Here is a 16228-nt window from a genome sequence, read left to right on the forward strand (position 1 = left end):
AGTTTTTAAAGTGTTTGTTAAATAGGCTGGGGAACCATATCACTTTAAGATAATTTATAAAATGGATAAGGTGGATACCATGGTTACGCGTGCAGATAGAGATCCAATTGCTAATTGGTGGTGGACGATTGATCGCTCTATCTTTGCAGCTTGTTTAATTTTAATGGGAATTGGCATTATGCTGTCTTTTGCTGCCAGCCCTATTATTGCAAAAAAAATCGGAATTGCTGATAGTTTTTATTTTGTTCGGTGGCATATCATTTTTAGCATTTCAGCATTTTTTACGATGGTTACCATTTCCTTTTTTTCGCTTTCTAATATTCGTCGTTTATGTGCTCTTTTGCTCATTGTAACGCTTGCTCTTATGGTTGCAACCTTATTTTGGGGTCCAGAATTAAAGGGAGCACGGAGGTGGATTCTACTATTTGGTTTTTCTGTACAGGCTTCAGAGTTTATGAAGCCAGCTTTTGTGGTTATGTCCGCTTGGCTTTTTTCAGAACAGATACGCAGGAGGGGAATTCTGGGTTATACGTTAGCGATTCTACTTTATGCCATTTGTTGTGTGCTTCTGGTTTTGCAGCCTGATATTGGACAAACAGTTTTAATAAGTGCAACATGGGGGGGGCTGTTTTTTATTGCTGGTGTACCTCTTACCATTATTTTTCTCTTTCTCATTTTAGGCGTTGTAGGAATTATTTTAGCTTATCTTTTTCTGCATCATGTGCGCGAGCGTATCAATGGTTTTTTGACAGGTGAAGGGGATACGTTTCAAGTGGATGTAGGACGTGAGGCTATTTTGAATGGTGGTTGGTTTGGGCAAGGTCCTGGGGAGGGAACAGTAAAACGTATCATTCCTGATAGCCATACAGATTTTGTATTTTCCGTTGCTGCTGAAGAGTATGGTATTATTCTTTGTTTATTAATTATGATGCTTTTTGGCTTTATCGTTATGCGTTCATTGTATATAGCCATGAATACACGTGATTCCTTTATACGTCTTGGTATTACTGGCATAGCAATGATGATTGGCTTTCAATCAGCGATTAATATGGCCGTTAATCTTCACTTAATTCCTCCAAAAGGCATGACATTGCCTTTTATTTCTTATGGTGGTTCTTCGATGGTGGCGATTGCGTTTTCAATGGGCATTTTGCTCAGTTTAACACGTCGTTGGCCAGAAGCACGCCTTTCAGCTTTTTCTTCCTCTTCTGTCTTGGATACCCCTTATGAATGATAAAAAAGTTATTGCTTTGGTGGCTGGTGGTACAGGTGGACATCTTTTTCCTGCTGAAGCCCTTTCTGTTGAATTAAGGCAGCGTGGATATGATGTTCATTTAATGACAGATGAAAGAGCACGACCTTTTGTTCGCTGCTTTGATGAAGAGCATATTCATATCGTTTCATCGGCAACATTTACACGACGCCATCCTTTTGCTCTGATAAAGACGTTTTGGTCTTTGCTAAGGGGTATGGGGCAATCGTTGGCGTTGTTTTATAAATTACGTCCTGTTCTTGTTGGAGGATTTGGAGGGTATCCGAGCTTTCCTCCTCTTTTTATTGCGTCCTTAACGAGGCGTGTAACATTTATTCATGAACAAAATGCTGTTATGGGGCGTGCCAATCGGGTGTTGGCAATTTTTGTGCGTGCAATCGCTGGTGGTTTGTTGTCGCCAAATGGCGCTTATGCTCATAAAATACTTTTGACGGGGAATCCTGTTCGTGAGGCTGTGTTGAAGGCGGCCAAAATTCCTTATCATCCCTCAACTGGTGAAGAGCCATTTCATTTTTTGATTTTTGGAGGTAGCCAAGGGGCTTCTGCTTTTTCACATATTGTTCCAGAAGCTATTGCTTTATTCGATGATAAGAACCGTAAACGTTTACGAATTGTGCAGCAAGTTCGAGGTGAAGCAGAAGGGTTGATCAAAATCTATCGTGATATGGGCGTACAAGCAGAGGTAGCTCCTTTTTTTGATGATATGGCTGAACGTATGGCACATGCCCATTTTATTTTGTCGCGCGCTGGGGCTTCATCTGTTTGTGAGATAGCGGTGATTGGTAGACCTGCTTTGCTTGTTCCCTATCCCCATGCTTTAGATCATGATCAGGCTGCCAATGCAGCTCTGCTTGCTCGTGTAGGTGGTGCGCAAATTGTATCAGAAAAAGATTTAAATGCACAAAAGCTTTTTTCTCTTTTAATGCACGCTTGTTGTGCGCCCCATTTATTAGAAAAACAAGCGCTTTCTGCAAAAAAAGTTGGGCAACCTCATGCAACCCGTTGTCTTGCTGATATGGCTGAATCCTTAATTGCAGGGCGATTGTTGTCAGATATAAAAGAGGAGCTTTTTGATGAAAATGCCACTTGATATAGGCGTTATCCATTTTATCGGAATTGGGGGGATCGGTATGAGTGGAATTGCGGAGGTTTTTTATAATCTTGGCTATAAAGTTCAAGGGTCAGATCAAGTTGAGAGTGCAAATGTTGAACGTTTGCGGAGAAAAGGAATTAACGTTCATATAGGTCATTGTGCTGAAAATTTAGGGAATGCAGAGGTTGTTGTTTTTTCTACTGCCGTTAAAAAAACAAATCCTGAGTATATTGCTGCAAAGGAAAGACATTTACCGCTTGTCAGACGTGCAGAAATGCTAGCGGAGCTGATGCGGTTTCGGCGTGCAATTGCGGTTGGTGGTACACATGGTAAAACAACGACCACATCAATGGTCGCAGCTCTTCTTGATGCTGGTCATTTTGATCCAGTGGTGATTAATGGCGGTATTATTAATGCTTATGGTACGAATTCTCGTACAGGAGATGGCGATTGGATGATTGTTGAAGCTGATGAAAGTGATGGTACATTTTTAAAGCTGCCTGCTGATATTGCTGTTATTACTAATATTGACGCTGAGCATTTAGATCATTATGGAAGTTTTGATGCTGTGCGTGAGGCTTTTCGGCAATTCGTAGAAAATGTTCCTTTTTATGGTTTTGCTGTTTTGTGCCTTGATCATCCAGAGGTTCAGTCATTGGCGGGCCGTATTGATGATCGTTGGGTGATCACTTATGGTGCAAATCCACAAGCGGATGTTCGTTTTCTTAATCTTTCGATGGATGGTCAAAAAACGCATTTTGATGTTCTTGTTCGCTCACGCAAAACAGGAAGAAAAATTGAGTTGAAAAATTTGCTTTTGCCCATGGCAGGACAGCATAATGTTGCTAATGCAACGGCGGCGATTGCTATTGCGCATGAACTAGGCATTTCAAATGAAGCTATAAAAAGGGGCTTAGCAGAATTTGGCGGAGTAAAACGGCGTTTTACGCGAACAGGAAGTTGGCGGGGTATTGAAATATTTGATGATTATGGACATCATCCTGTTGAAATAAAGGCTGTTTTGCGTGCAGCACGTGAGAGTGCAAAAGGGCGTGTTATTGCGATTGCACAACCCCATCGGTATTCACGTTTGTATCATTTATTTGATGATTTTTCTGCTTGTTTTAATGATGCAGATACAGTGTTGATTACGCCCGTTTATGCGGCTGGTGAAGAGCCTATTGTAGGATTTGGTTCTCAAGAATTGGTAGAGCATATTAAAATGGCGGGTCATCGTGATGTGCGCTTGATACATAGTCTGGAAGATGTTGTGTCTTTTGTCTCAAAATTTGCTCAGGCAGAGGATTATGTTGTTTTTCTTGGTGCTGGCAATATCACACAATGGGCTTGTGCGTTGCCTCATCAATTAGCGGTATTGGATGGTCATGGTAAATTTTCAGCACATTGATGGTGAGGCGCTATTGGCGCAATTGCAACCGCTGTTGGGTGGCGTGAGAGGCAAACTTACACCTAATGTTGAAATGCGTAAGGTAACGTGGTTTCGCACGGGTGGGTTGGCAGAGCTTTTTTATCAGCCTGTTGATGAACAAGATTTGGCTCTCTTTCTTCAAAATTTGCCTGAATTTGTTCCTGTAACAATTGTCGGTATCGGTTCTAATCTTCTGGTGCGTGATGGGGGCGTTCCTGGTGTTGTGATTCGTCTTTCGCCAAAAAACTTTGGGCAAGTGCAGCAAGTTTCTCCAAAAGGCTTTTTAGTTGGTGCTGGTACGGCGGATAAACATTTAGCTGTTGCCGCTTTAAAGGCAGGAATTGCAGGTTTTCATTTTTATCATGGTATTCCTGGTGCTCTTGGAGGAGCTCTCAAAATGAACGCGGGTGCGAATGGTATTGAAACCGCAGCGCGTGTTGTTGAGGTCTATGCGCTGGATCGTAAAGGGCAACGTCATATCTTGAGTTTGAAAGATATGCATTATTCCTATCGCCATTGTGATATTCCTAAAGATTTTATTTTTACAGCTGCTTTATTGGAAGGAAAACTTGGTAATAAAGATGATATTCGTGCTGCTATGGATGAAGTTTCCCTCCACAGAGAAACAGTACAACCCATTCGTGAAAAGACAGGAGGATCAACTTTCAAAAATCCTGAGAATGGATCTGCGTGGCGCGTGATTGATGAAGCAGGGTGTCGTGGTTTACGGATTGGTGGCGCTCAAATGAGTGAAATGCACTGTAATTTTATGATTAATACAGGGCAAGCAACAGGATATGATCTTGAAGCATTGGGAGAAACAGTGCGTGCGCGTGTTTTTGCAAATTCAGCCCACCTTTTACAATGGGAAATAGAGCGTATCGGTCAATTTGAGCGTGGTCGAAGAGTTTCTCCTTTTGATCCATTTCATTGATTTATTGTTCACTAAAAAAGTGCAAATAAAAAATTGAGTCATTTCAAAGAGATAATAAAAAATTTCTATTAAGAATCAATAAATTAACAAAGAATCTCTTGCATCAGGCTTTTGAGTCTGATTCATTATGCAAAATGCTAGGTTATTGATTCGCAAGGATAAACCTTGTTTTTCCTGTATGTGGTGCTGATGTATTTTATATAGACTACATATAGTATGCGAAAGAGGGTGATTTATTATGAGAGATAAACATATAGCTGTGTTAATGGGAGGTTTTTCTTCTGAACGGTCTGTAAGTTTATCTTCAGGGGCGGCTTGTGCTGATGTTCTAGAGGTGCAGGGGTATCGCGTGAGCCGCGTGGATGTTGACGCTCATATTGCTTCTGTTCTTGAACAGTTGCAGCCTGATATTGCCTTCAATGCATTGCATGGTCCATTTGGTGAAGATGGCCGGATCCAGGGGATTCTTGAATATTTAAAAATTCCTTACACCCATTCGGGTGTGATGGCATCCGCTTTGGCAATGGATAAGGGACGTGCAAAAATTATCGTTGCAAATGTTGGGGTTTGTGTTGCTCCTTCTCGTATCATGAGCCGCTTTGCTTTGGGACAAACGCATCCCATGGAGCCTCCTTATGTAATTAAACCTGTGTGTGAAGGATCAAGTTTTGGTGTTGTCATTGTCCAGGAAAATGAAGCAGCACCGCCGCATAGTATTGGGGGAGCTGAGTGGGGGTATGCCGATGAGGTGATGATTGAAAAATATATTCCTGGTCGTGAATTGACTTGTGCTGTTTTGGGGAATGAAGTGCTGGATGTGTGTGAAATTCTTCCCGATAAACACTTTCCATTCTACGATTATGACTCGAAATATAAAACGGGTGGTTCTCTTCACATTTGTCCTGCACAACTTTCACTAAATATTTACCAAAGTGTGCAAAGAATGTCTTTAGCAGCCCATCAGGCGATAGGGTGTCGAGGTGTTAGCCGTTCTGATTTTCGTTTTGATGAGAAAACGGGAGAATTGGTTTGGCTTGAAATTAATACGCAACCCGGTATGACATCGACGTCTCTTCTTCCTGATATTGCAAAAGCGAGCGGCCGTACTTACGGCGATATTGTTCAATGGATGGTGGAGGACGCATCATGTATGCGTTGAATGTTAATAAAACAAATGTTCCGATGGAGGTGCTTTCAGTGCCGGCTTTGCCACGTCTTTATCGTCGTTTCCTCCGGTTTATGTTTGAGTTTGTTTTTGTCAATATTCATATTCCACGCCATTTCGGTTCTTTTGCGGTGGTATGGTTTTTCTTTGTTGCGGCTTTTTATGGACTTTCATCAAGTGGTCAGATGGCTGTGATCGTAAACACGATCATACTAGATAGTAGTTTTGTGGTCACTCATGTCGATATAATCGGCAATAAGCGCTTGACAAAGCAGGATATTTTTAAAATTTTAAAACTTGATGTTGCGCCTTCTATATTCACTTTTGATGTTGAAAGAGCACGTTCTCTTTTGGAAAAACAGGCTTGGGTGCAATCGGCTAATGTTCAGAAAATTTATCCTAATAGAATGCGCATTTCCATCGTGGAGCGTGAACCCTATGCTATTTGGCAACATGATAGCATAGTGGATATTGTTGATAATACAGGTCGTGTCATTGTGCCCTTTAAAGGGGAAATTGTTCGAGATTTACCTCTTGTGGTTGGGCAGGGTGCACAAAATGCTGCTAAAGTGTTTATTCAAGCGCTGTCAGTCTATCCAGAAGTATATGATCGTATTCGTGCTTTTGTGCGGGTAGGTGATCGACGTTGGGATCTTGTTTTGGATAATGGAATGCGCGTTATGTTGCCTGAAAATGGTGCCCTTGAAAGGCTTTCTTCTCTTGTTTCGTCCGGTACAATGCAAGATCTTTTATCTCGCGATATTCTCAGTGTTGATTTACGTCTTGCTGATAGAATTACTGTTTCTTTATCAGATGAAACGTTGGAGCGTTATCATGCTACTGTGGAAGAAGAAGAACGTATTTTAAAGACACGAAAGGCAGGAAACCCATGATGTTGCTTAGATCACATCATCTGGGAGGGCGTAAGACACGTTTTTTAACGGTTCTTGATGTAGGTTCAAGTAAGATTGTTTGTCTTATTGCTTGTTTGCGTCCTTTAAAGCATGCGCACTATTTACATGGTCGTACACATTCTACGGAAATTCTAGGCTTTGGAGTGCAGCGTTCACGCGGTATTAAATCCGGTGTTGTCATGGATATGTTTGCAGCAGAACAATCAATAAGATTGGCTGTTGATGCGGCAGAAAAAATGGCTGGTTTGGTGGTGGATTCAGTGATTGTGAATTTTTCCTCAAGTCGATTACAAAGTGCTTTGATTAATGGAAAAGTCCATTTGAATGGTCGTGAAGTCACCAAGCGTGATATGCGTATGGCCTTTTCAGATGTTTCACGTAAAGCTTTTGATGCTGAACGTCATGTTATGCACTCAGTTCCAGTTTCTTATGTATTGGATGGAGATAAAGGAATTTCTGATCCTGTCGGAATGGCAGGGGAAACATTTGGGGTTGACGTGCATGTGGTAACAGCTGAAACAGCGTCTTTGCGTAATTTAGAAACTTGTATTAATCGTGCACATTTGAGTGTTGAAGCAATGGTTGCTACTCCCTTTGCAAGTGGTCTTGCTGTCTTGATGAATGATGAGGCGCATTTAGGGGCTGCATGTATTGATTTTGGTGGTGGAACAACAACATTTTCAGTGTTTTTTGAGGGAAAATTTATTCATGCGGATGCTCTTGCTGTTGGGGGGCATCATGTCACTCTTGATGTTGCGCGCGGATTTTCTATGTCTCTAACAGAGGCGGAACGTTTAAAAGTTGTTTATGGTTCAGCACTTTTAACAAGTGCCGATGAGCGGCAAATAATTAATGTAGCAGAAATTGGGAGTGAACAGCGTGAAACTCAATATCCTCGCGCGGTTCTTGGGCGTATCATTCGTGCGCGTGTTGAAGAAATTTTAGAAATGGTCCGTGATTGTTTAAATCGTTCTGGTTTTGGTCACATCATTGGTAAACGTGTTATTTTGACTGGGGGAGCAAGCCAGTTAACAGGATTGCCAGAAATGGCACGTACTATATTGGGAAGAAATGTTCGTATCGGGCGGCCTTTAGGTATTTCGAGGCTTCCTTCTCTTGCAAAAGGGGCGGCGTTTACATCTGCTGTTGGGTTGTTAATTTATCCGCAATTGGTGGGTTTTGAAGAAAAAACAATGCAGGCAGCAGGAAATCATTTATCGATGGGCACGCGTGGGTATTTTCAGCGTGTCGGTCAGTGGTTGCGTGAGAGTTTTTAGTTAAGTCTAGTTGGATAAATTTCATCGCTTTGGCTTGCGGTGTCTTATGAGAAGGAAAAGAAAATGACGATTAATCTGCATCGGCCAGATATCGCGGAATTGAAGCCACGCATTACCGTTTTTGGTGTTGGAGGTGGTGGCGGGAATGCCGTGAATAATATGATAAATGCTGGTCTTCAGGGAGTTGACTTTGTTGTTGCAAATACGGATGCACAGGCTTTGGCTATGTCAAAGGCTGAACGTGTTATCCAACTTGGGGCAGCTGTGACAGAAGGTTTGGGTGCTGGTGCTTTACCGGAAGTTGGACAAGCGGCGGCAGAGGAATGTATTGATGAAATTATCGATCATCTTGCAGACTCTCATATGGTTTTCATTACTGCTGGTATGGGGGGAGGAACTGGAACAGGGGCTGCTCCCGTTGTTGCTCGCGCAGCGCGTGAAAAAGGTATTTTGACTGTTGGTGTTGTGACAAAGCCGTTTCAGTTTGAAGGCGCACGTCGTATGAAAACGGCAGAGTCTGGTATTGAAGAATTACAAAAGTCTGTCGATACATTGATTGTTATTCCCAATCAAAATCTTTTCCGTATTGCAAATGATAAGACAACGTTTGCTGATGCTTTTGCTATGGCTGATCAAGTGCTTTATTCTGGTGTTGCTTCCATTACGGATTTGATGATTAAAGAGGGTTTGATTAACCTTGATTTTGCTGATGTTCGCTCTGTTATGCACGAAATGGGTCGAGCCATGATGGGAACGGGTGAGGCATCTGGTGATGGACGTGCTTTGGCTGCGGCTGAAGCTGCTATTGCAAACCCATTGTTGGATGATACCTCTATGCGTGGGGCGCGTGGTTTACTGATTTCTATTACGGGTGGTCGTGATATGACTCTTTTTGAGGTTGATGAAGCTGCTAATCGTATTCGTGAAGAAGTGGATGCTGATGCGAATGTGATCTTTGGCGCTATTGATGATGAGTCATTGGAAGGTGTTATTCGTGTTTCTGTGGTTGCCACCGGTATTGATCGTGAAGTTAGTGATGTGGTTCAGTCCTCTCATCCTCAGATTCAAAGGCCTGCTTCTTCAATGCGCAAGAGCGATCCTGGAACGTCACACAGTTCTTTTCATGTTCAGTCATCGCCACTGCGTTCTGAGTCAATGGTAGAAGTGATCGAATCACTTGAAATAGAGAAGGGTAAATCAACCGCAGAACAGTTCCGTCCCAAAAGTCAAATTTTTGCACATCCTACAGAGGCAATGACGACACGAAGTGCGACGAATGCTGTTGCGTATGGTTCAAATGCTGTTCAGGAACAGAGATCAAATGTGCCTCGTATGCAAGTAAGTCGTGGTTCTCAACCGGCTATGACAGCTCCCGTGAGTATGGAGGCAACAGCGCATGTTCTTGATGAGATGACAGGGGTTGTGAAGCAAAAAGAAAAGCTAGTGCAACCAAAACAAATGCAACAAATGCAAGCGCGCGCTCCAATGCGTATGCCTGAGTTAAAGGATTTTCCTCCTGTTGCTCATGGACAAAGTCAAAGAACATCTGTGACTGATCAAGGTCCTCGTAATCTTTGGCAGCGTTTGAAACAGAGCTTGACGCATCGTGAAGAAGCAGAGCCAGAAGCGAGGTTGGAGCCTGCTGTTAGATCGTCTCAGCAGCAAGAGTCTCATGTTTACAATAAAAATTCTCAGGCGCTTTCTCAAGATGCTTCTGTTTATGTTCCACGTCGTTCTGGTGAGCTGCACCCTCAGGTACCACAAGATCAGCGTACTTTTATAAGTGAAGAAGATCAGTTGGAAATACCAGCATTTTTACGTCGTCAAGCAAATTAATTGATGAAAAATGAGGAAAAGTAAGAAAAATTATTACCTCTTTGATGATCAGTCAAAAATTATACAGTAAAATATATTGCTGTTTTTTGGATAAAATACTTTGTTTTTAAAAAAACCGCTTATTATAAGCGGTTTTTTTTACTATTTACTATGAATATTTTTTATAGTTTTATAAGTTTTGTTAAAAGATGTAAAAGCAATTTAGTAAAATAATATGATGAATTTGGTGCCAAAATATCAGTCTACTCTTAAAAAAGCAGTAACATTTAAGGGGATTGGCGTTCACAGTGGCTGTTTGTCAGTGGTAAAGGTTTCTCCTGCGGATGTTGGGTGTGGTATTATTTTTAAGCGTTGTGGGTTAGACGGAACAGAGAAAATATTTCAAGCCCATGCATCCCAAACAGGAGAAACTGAATTATCAACGGTACTTGGAGATGGAGATGTAAGGGTTGAAACAATTGAACATTTGATGGCAGCAATTACTGCTTATAATTTGGATAATCTTATTATTGAAGTGTCACATAATGAGGTTCCTATTTTGGATGGTTCAGCGTGGCTATATTGCCAAGCTTTTGAAGACGTTGGCATTGTACAGCAAAATGCGTTGCGTTCTTATTTCATTATAAAAAAACCATTGCGGGTTGAAGGAGCTCATGGTGTTGCAGAGCTTTTGCCATTCGATGGACGTCGTTTTGATATAACGATCTCTTTTCCTTCTTCTGCTATTGGTAAGCAACATTTCAGTTTTGATCTTACCACACGAGGATTTAGAGATGATTTGTCACGTGCGCGCACTTTTGGTTTTATCAAAGACGTGGAAAAATTAAGGCTTTCTGGAAAGGCGAGAGGCGCTTCTTTGGAAAATTCTCTTGTTATCGACCTTAATGATAAAATTTTAAATCCCGGTGGTCCTTATTGGGAAAATGAATGTGTTCGGCACAAGATGCTTGATGCGATTGGTGATACTGCTTTGCTTGGGGCGCCTTTTATTGGATTATTTCGTTCTTATTGTAGTGGACATAGAATTAATGCGCAATTGGTGAAGGCTGTTTTGGCAGACGAATCACATTACGAAAAAAGCTTTTTAGAGAAAGAGTAAAAAAATTGACAAGATTTTTTTATCGTTTATTTGATTTTTAAGGGGATGATTGACCTAAACTGCTAAATTGGTTATGTGGATTTTGAAGTGATATGGTATAAGACCTTTTATAACTTGTTTTTGCTACAAGGTGATATTCTGTGGAGGCCGGAAAAACTATGAAAAAATCTCATGTGTGCATTGGAAATATGACATATAGAAAATTTAACATTGTACGCAAGATATTGGGGGTGGTGCTTTTGGGAAGCACCTGTATGTTGGCGGGATGCCTCTTTAAAGAGAAAAATACCCTTGATCCATCTGCTTATGTTTTGAAAATAGAGCCACCAGATGTTTTATATAATCAGGCGCTTGCTAGCCTTGAGAGTGGGAAGCTTGGGGATGCATCAAAGAAGTTTTTGAAGATTGAAAAGCAGTATGCTTATACAGACTGGGGGCGTAAATCTTTGGTCATGGGTGCTTTTACTAATTATCGACTCGGAAAGTATGATGATTCAATTAGTATGGCTCAACGCTATATTACTCTTTATCCAGGGTCGACTGACTCGGCTTATGCGTACTATATTATTGGTCTTTCTTCTTTCCGTCGGATTCCTGATGTTACGCGTGATCAACGTGATACGAAACGCGCTATTGCTGCTATGCAGCTCCTTATAGAGCGTTATCCTAATTCTGAATATGTCAAGGATGCTAAGGATAAAATACGTTTTGGGCGCGAACAGCTGGCTGGCAAAGAAATGCAGATTGGTCGTTATTATGAAGAGGGGCGGCGCTACCTTGCGGCAAGTAGACGGTTTCGTACCGTGGTTGAAGAGTATTCCGATACAAATCAAATTGAAGAAGCGCTTTTCCGCTTGACTGAGGTTAATCTTGCTCTCGGCTTAACTGCGGAAGCACAGACGGCAGCAGCTATTTTAGGACGTAACTATCCCAAAAGTGAGTGGTATAAATTTTCTTATAATCTCTTGCAGAAGAATAAAATATCGCCACGCGAGCATAAATCTTCTTGGATATCAAATGCTTTAGGTGGTGATAAGAAGAGGGTACGTTGATTCTCTATGCTGGTACAGCTTTCGATTCATAATATTGTTTTGATCGAAACGCTCGATATTCATTTTACGGCGGGGTTGACGGTTTTAACTGGAGAAACAGGTGCGGGGAAGTCCATTCTCCTTGATGCTTTATCACTTGCTCTAGGGGGGCGGGGGGATGCTTCGCTTGTGCGTCATGGTGCTGAGCGCGGGCAGGTCACAGCTGTTTTTGATGTGTCTGTTTCACATCCTGCACGTCAACTTATTCGTGAGAATGGTCTTGATGATGAGGGTGATATTATTTTACGACGTGTGCAATCAAGTGATGGACGCAGCCGTGTTTTTATTAATGATCAGGTGTCTAGTGTTGCATTGATGCGGAGTGTTGGCCGTTTGCTGGTTGAAATTCATGGACAACATGATGATCGTGCGCTTGTTGATGTTGCTACACATCGCCAATTATTAGATGCCTTTGGTGGTCTTGAGGATGAAGTGGAAAATTTGCGTCAGTGTTATTACACATGGCGTGAATTTGAGGAGCGTTTGCAACGGCAGCGTCTTAAAGTAGAGAGTGCTGTACGTGAGGTTGATTATCTTCGTGCGTGTGTAGAAGAGCTTGAAAAGCTTGATTTTAAAGTTGGTGAAGAGGATACTCTTTCTCTTCGTCGTGCCGATATGCTTAAATTAGAAAAAATAGCGACGGATATTAAAGAAGCGGATGATCTTTTAACGGGTCAAAAATCACCAATCCCAGTGCTTTCTAATTTGGTGAGGCGTTTGGAGCGGAAAATTCCTGAGGCGCAAGAACTTATTGCACCTGTGGTGAAATCTATTGATGAGGCATTGCATGCACTTGCAACAGCACAAGAAGGTATTGAGACGGCAATACGAGCATTAGATTTTGAACCTGATGAATTGGAACGGATAGAAGAGCGTCTTTTTTCTCTTCGGGGGTTTGCTCGTAAATATCAAGTTTCTGCGGATGAATTGGTTCAGTTACGCGATAAGATGGATGCTGAATTAGCTGATTTTGAAGAGGCTCAGACTATATTGACACGTTTTGAAGATGAAGCAAAACAAGCACAAAAAAATTATGATATGTTAGCACAAGCGTTGTCAATAAAACGTCAAGAGGTTGCAAAGCACTTGTCTGAAAGCGTGATGACTGAGTTACCGGCATTGAAATTAGAGAGGGCTGAATTTATTGTTGAAATGCAAAGTGATATCGAAAAGCGGAGTGCAGAGGGATGTGATCGTATTGAATATTGGGTGCGAACAAATCCTGGAACACGTGCTGGACCGATGCTTAGTGTGGCTTCTGGCGGTGAATTGTCTCGTTTTTTGTTGGCATTAAAAGTTGTTTTATCTGATCGAGGATCAGCACCGACGCTGATCTTTGATGAAATTGATACAGGCGTTGGGGGTGCTGTTGCAGCTGCTATTGGGCAACGGTTGCAACGCTTATCAGAACATGTCCAGGTTTTCGCTATTACGCATGCTCCACAGGTTGCATCGAAAGCGCATGGTCATTTTCTTATTTCAAAAATTGAGAGTCATGATAAAGGACGCTTTGTTACTGCTATTCATAAAATGGAAGAGCATGAGCGTGCAGAAGAAATTGCTCGTATGTTGGCAGGAGAACAGATTACTGAAGAAGCGCGTGCAGCGGCTCAAAAGCTTCTAGCATGAAGGTAATTAGTCAGCGATAAAAATACTGGAAAGCTTGTATTTACTGAGATTCACTTTATGAGGAGGCGTGGAGATCCTTGTGGCAGTGCTCGTAATTTGGAATAGATTTTATGAACAAAGATGCAGATAAAAATCTCACAGCTGTTGAAGCAGAAAGTGAATTAGAGTGGTTGGCAAAAGAGATTGCACGTCATGATGTGCTTTATAATCGTGATGATCAGCCTGAAATTTCTGATGCAGAATATGATGCTTTGCGCCGCCGTAATGCAGAAATTGAAGCTCTTTTTCCAGAGCTTATTCGTGTTGATTCTCCTTCACATAAAATTGGGGCACCAATTTCTGAAAAGTTTGAAAAATCTGTTCATGCACAGCCTATGCTTTCACTTGATAATGCGTTTAGCTCTGAAGATGTTACTGAATTTGTTGAGCGTATTCGTCGTTTTTTACGGCTTCCAGAAACACAGGTGTTGGAAATAACAGCGGAGCCAAAAATTGATGGTTTATCTTTGTCTTTACGCTATGAAAAGGGGCGGCTTGTGGGGGCGGCAACGCGTGGGGATGGAACTGTCGGTGAAAATGTGACGGCAAATGCCCGAACCATTGCTGATATTCCACAAGTTTTGCAAGGTGATTTTCCTGATATAATTGAGGTGCGTGGTGAAGTTTATATGGGGCGGGAGGATTTCCAAGCACTTAATATCAGCCAACAAGAGAAGGGCAAGTTAACCTTTGCCAATCCTCGAAATGCGGCAGCTGGTTCACTCCGTCAGCTTGATTCACGGATAACCGCTAGCAGAAAGCTTCAATTTTTTGCTTATGCTTGTGGTGAGGTGAGTGAAATATTGGCAGAAAGTCAAATGGAGATGATGAAAAAGCTAAAAGAATATGGCTTTGTTATCAATCCATTAACAAAAGCCTTTAAGACGTTAGAAGAAATTATTTCTTATTATCACGATATCGAAGAATGCCGTCATTCTTTAAGCTATGATATTGATGGGATTGTTTATAAGGTTAATGATTTGATGCTCCAAAAGCGCTTGGGATTTGTTTCTCGTTCGCCGCGTTGGGCAATCGCGCATAAATTTCCAGCAGAAAAAGCGATAGCGCTTTTGAAAGATATTGACATTCAAGTTGGTCGCACGGGAGCTTTGACACCTGTTGCACGTCTTACGCCTATTACTGTTGGTGGAGTGGTGGTGACCAATGCTAGTTTGCATAATGAGGATTATATTAAGGGAATTGGTCATAAAGGAGAGCCTATTCGTGAAGGACGTGACATCCGTGTAGGCGATAGCGTGATTGTACAACGTGCTGGTGATGTGATCCCTCAAGTTATTGATGTTATTATTGAAAAACGCCCGAAAGATGCTGCTGTCTTTATTTTTCCTCATTTGTGTCCAGCTTGTGGGAGTCATGCTGTTCGTGAAGTGGGAGAAGCCGTGCGTCGCTGTACAGGGGGGCTTATTTGTCCTGCACAGGCCATTGAGCGTATTCGTCATTTTGTTGCGCGTAATGCTTTTGATATTGAGGGTTTGGGTAAAAAACAGGTAGAGTTTTTTTTCTATGCTCAAGATGAAGCGCTTTGTATTCATACACCAGCTGATATTTTTACTTTAGAACGTCGCCAAGAAAAATCTTTGATACGTTTAGAAAATATAGAAGGTTTTGGTACTGTTTCAGTTCGCAAATTGTATGATGCCATTAATGCACGTCGCGAAATTCCTTTAAGCCGTTTTTTGTTTGCATTGGGGATTCGTCATGTTGGAGAGGTGAATGCACGCCGTCTTGCGCGTACTTATAAAAATTATACAGCTTTTGAAACTACGGCTATGGGAGCACTTATGCCATGTGATAAGGCAAATGAAAAAGGCAATGAAGCTTGGATGGAGCTTACCAATATCGAAGGAATTGGACCACAGGTAGGGAGCGCAATTGTTGATTTTTATCAAGAAGCGCATAATCGTGAGGTTTTGTCTGTTTTACTTGAAGAAGTAACTCCTCTTGATGAAGAGCCTATCACGACAGCTTCTTCCCCAATAGCGGAGAAGACAATTGTTTTTACAGGAACTTTGGCGCATATGTCACGCGATGAAGCAAAAGCATTGGCAGAGCGATTAGGGGCCAAAACATCTGGTTCACTTTCTAAAAAAACAGATCTTCTTGTTGCAGGACCTGGAGCGGGCTCCAAATTGGCTAAAGCTGAAGAATTAGGTGTTGAGGTTATCGATGAAGAGACTTGGCTACAGTTGATTGAGGAACATGATGTTTAGAGGGCGTTTTCTAGAAGATGCGTATGCTGTTTGTATGGTTATCTTTCTTACATTTTGGGGGGCTGGAATTAAAAAGGGGATAATAGGGGTTGTTTTTTTGCAAAAATAGAGCGCCATATATTTTGATATTTATTAAGTGATTAAAAAAACGTTGAATTTAAATATTAAACTTAAACTCTTATGATTAAGAATATACAAGGTTATTATTAGTAAAAGAT

Annotated in this window: 12 protein-coding genes; all 12 read left to right on the forward strand. The window is 41.6% G+C overall.

Going from position 1 to position 16228, the window contains the following annotated elements; translation table 11 throughout:
* Nucleotides 1–79 precede the first annotated feature (79 nt).
* The 12 genes from U736_RS0104175 to ligA all read left to right on the forward strand — a co-directional run bounded on the left by U736_RS0104175 (nucleotide 80) and on the right by ligA (nucleotide 16010).
* A complete protein-coding gene (locus U736_RS0104175) occupies nucleotides 80–1234 on the forward strand; it encodes an FtsW/RodA/SpoVE family cell cycle protein (protein ID WP_015856642.1) in 1155 nt (384 codons plus the stop codon).
* Entirely contained in the window at nucleotides 1227–2363 is a 1137-nt protein-coding gene (locus tag U736_RS0104180) for a UDP-N-acetylglucosamine--N-acetylmuramyl-(pentapeptide) pyrophosphoryl-undecaprenol N-acetylglucosamine transferase (protein WP_015856641.1), read from the forward strand. The genes U736_RS0104175 and U736_RS0104180 overlap by 8 nt, the downstream gene beginning before the upstream one ends.
* Nucleotides 2347–3774 (forward strand): UDP-N-acetylmuramate--L-alanine ligase, encoded by a 1428-nt coding sequence (murC, locus tag U736_RS0104185; protein ID WP_015856640.1) that lies wholly within the window; start codon nucleotides 2347–2349, stop codon nucleotides 3772–3774. The genes U736_RS0104180 and murC overlap by 17 nt, the downstream gene beginning before the upstream one ends.
* Nucleotides 3752–4729, forward strand: coding sequence for a UDP-N-acetylmuramate dehydrogenase (gene murB, locus U736_RS0104190; protein WP_026500341.1), 978 nt, complete (start codon nucleotides 3752–3754; stop codon nucleotides 4727–4729). The genes murC and murB overlap by 23 nt, the downstream gene beginning before the upstream one ends.
* Before the next feature lie 238 nt (nucleotides 4730–4967).
* The gene (locus tag U736_RS0104195) at nucleotides 4968–5888 is read left to right on the forward strand and encodes a D-alanine--D-alanine ligase (protein WP_015856638.1); all 921 of its coding nucleotides are present in this window, start codon (nucleotides 4968–4970) and stop codon (nucleotides 5886–5888) included.
* The gene (locus U736_RS0104200) at nucleotides 5876–6787 is read left to right on the forward strand and encodes a cell division protein FtsQ/DivIB (RefSeq protein WP_015856637.1); all 912 of its coding nucleotides are present in this window, start codon (nucleotides 5876–5878) and stop codon (nucleotides 6785–6787) included. Before U736_RS0104195 ends, U736_RS0104200 begins: the two co-directional genes overlap by 13 nt.
* A complete protein-coding gene (ftsA, locus tag U736_RS0104205; protein ID WP_026500342.1) occupies nucleotides 6784–8085 on the forward strand; it encodes a cell division protein FtsA in 1302 nt (433 codons plus the stop codon). Before U736_RS0104200 ends, ftsA begins: the two co-directional genes overlap by 4 nt.
* Before the next feature lie 63 nt (nucleotides 8086–8148).
* Nucleotides 8149–9921, forward strand: a complete 1773-nt coding sequence (ftsZ, locus tag U736_RS0104210; RefSeq protein WP_015856635.1) for a cell division protein FtsZ — start codon at nucleotides 8149–8151, stop codon at nucleotides 9919–9921.
* A gap of 214 nt (nucleotides 9922–10135) precedes the next feature.
* Entirely contained in the window at nucleotides 10136–11020 is an 885-nt protein-coding gene (gene lpxC, locus U736_RS0104215) for a UDP-3-O-acyl-N-acetylglucosamine deacetylase (RefSeq protein ID WP_026500343.1), read from the forward strand.
* A 158-nt stretch (nucleotides 11021–11178) separates the two neighbouring features.
* Nucleotides 11179–12072 carry an outer membrane protein assembly factor BamD gene (locus U736_RS0104220; protein ID WP_015856633.1) on the forward strand — a complete coding sequence of 298 codons (894 nt, stop codon included), beginning with the start codon at nucleotides 11179–11181 and terminating at the stop codon, nucleotides 12070–12072.
* A gap of 6 nt (nucleotides 12073–12078) precedes the next feature.
* Nucleotides 12079–13740 (forward strand): DNA repair protein RecN, encoded by a 1662-nt coding sequence (gene recN, locus U736_RS0104225; RefSeq protein ID WP_015856632.1) that lies wholly within the window; start codon nucleotides 12079–12081, stop codon nucleotides 13738–13740.
* A gap of 110 nt (nucleotides 13741–13850) precedes the next feature.
* Nucleotides 13851–16010 carry an NAD-dependent DNA ligase LigA gene (ligA, locus tag U736_RS0104230; protein WP_015856631.1) on the forward strand — a complete coding sequence of 720 codons (2160 nt, stop codon included), beginning with the start codon at nucleotides 13851–13853 and terminating at the stop codon, nucleotides 16008–16010.
* Nucleotides 16011–16228 lie beyond the last annotated feature (218 nt).

It is taken from the genome of Bartonella grahamii ATCC 700132 (genome assembly GCF_000518085.1).
Lineage (GTDB): Bacteria > Pseudomonadota > Alphaproteobacteria > Rhizobiales > Rhizobiaceae > Bartonella > Bartonella grahamii.

What these genes read in the sequence shown, in the direction of transcription:
- ligA (WP_015856631.1), top strand. Translation starts at nt 13,851, where the DNA reads ATGAACAAAGATGCAGATAAAAATCTCACAGCTGTTGAAGCAGAAAGT.
- murC (WP_015856640.1), top strand. Translation starts at nt 2,347, where the DNA reads ATGAAAATGCCACTTGATATAGGCGTTATCCATTTTATCGGAATTGGG.
- ftsZ (WP_015856635.1), top strand. Translation starts at nt 8,149, where the DNA reads ATGACGATTAATCTGCATCGGCCAGATATCGCGGAATTGAAGCCACGC.
- ftsA (WP_026500342.1), top strand. Translation starts at nt 6,784, where the DNA reads ATGATGTTGCTTAGATCACATCATCTGGGAGGGCGTAAGACACGTTTT.
- murB (WP_026500341.1), top strand. Translation starts at nt 3,752, where the DNA reads ATGGTAAATTTTCAGCACATTGATGGTGAGGCGCTATTGGCGCAATTG.
- recN (WP_015856632.1), top strand. Translation starts at nt 12,079, where the DNA reads ATGCTGGTACAGCTTTCGATTCATAATATTGTTTTGATCGAAACGCTC.
- U736_RS0104220 (WP_015856633.1), top strand. Translation starts at nt 11,179, where the DNA reads ATGAAAAAATCTCATGTGTGCATTGGAAATATGACATATAGAAAATTT.
- U736_RS0104200 (WP_015856637.1), top strand. Translation starts at nt 5,876, where the DNA reads ATGTATGCGTTGAATGTTAATAAAACAAATGTTCCGATGGAGGTGCTT.
- U736_RS0104180 (WP_015856641.1), top strand. Translation starts at nt 1,227, where the DNA reads ATGAATGATAAAAAAGTTATTGCTTTGGTGGCTGGTGGTACAGGTGGA.
- U736_RS0104195 (WP_015856638.1), top strand. Translation starts at nt 4,968, where the DNA reads ATGAGAGATAAACATATAGCTGTGTTAATGGGAGGTTTTTCTTCTGAA.
- lpxC (WP_026500343.1), top strand. Translation starts at nt 10,136, where the DNA reads ATGATGAATTTGGTGCCAAAATATCAGTCTACTCTTAAAAAAGCAGTA.
- U736_RS0104175 (WP_015856642.1), top strand. Translation starts at nt 80, where the DNA reads ATGGTTACGCGTGCAGATAGAGATCCAATTGCTAATTGGTGGTGGACG.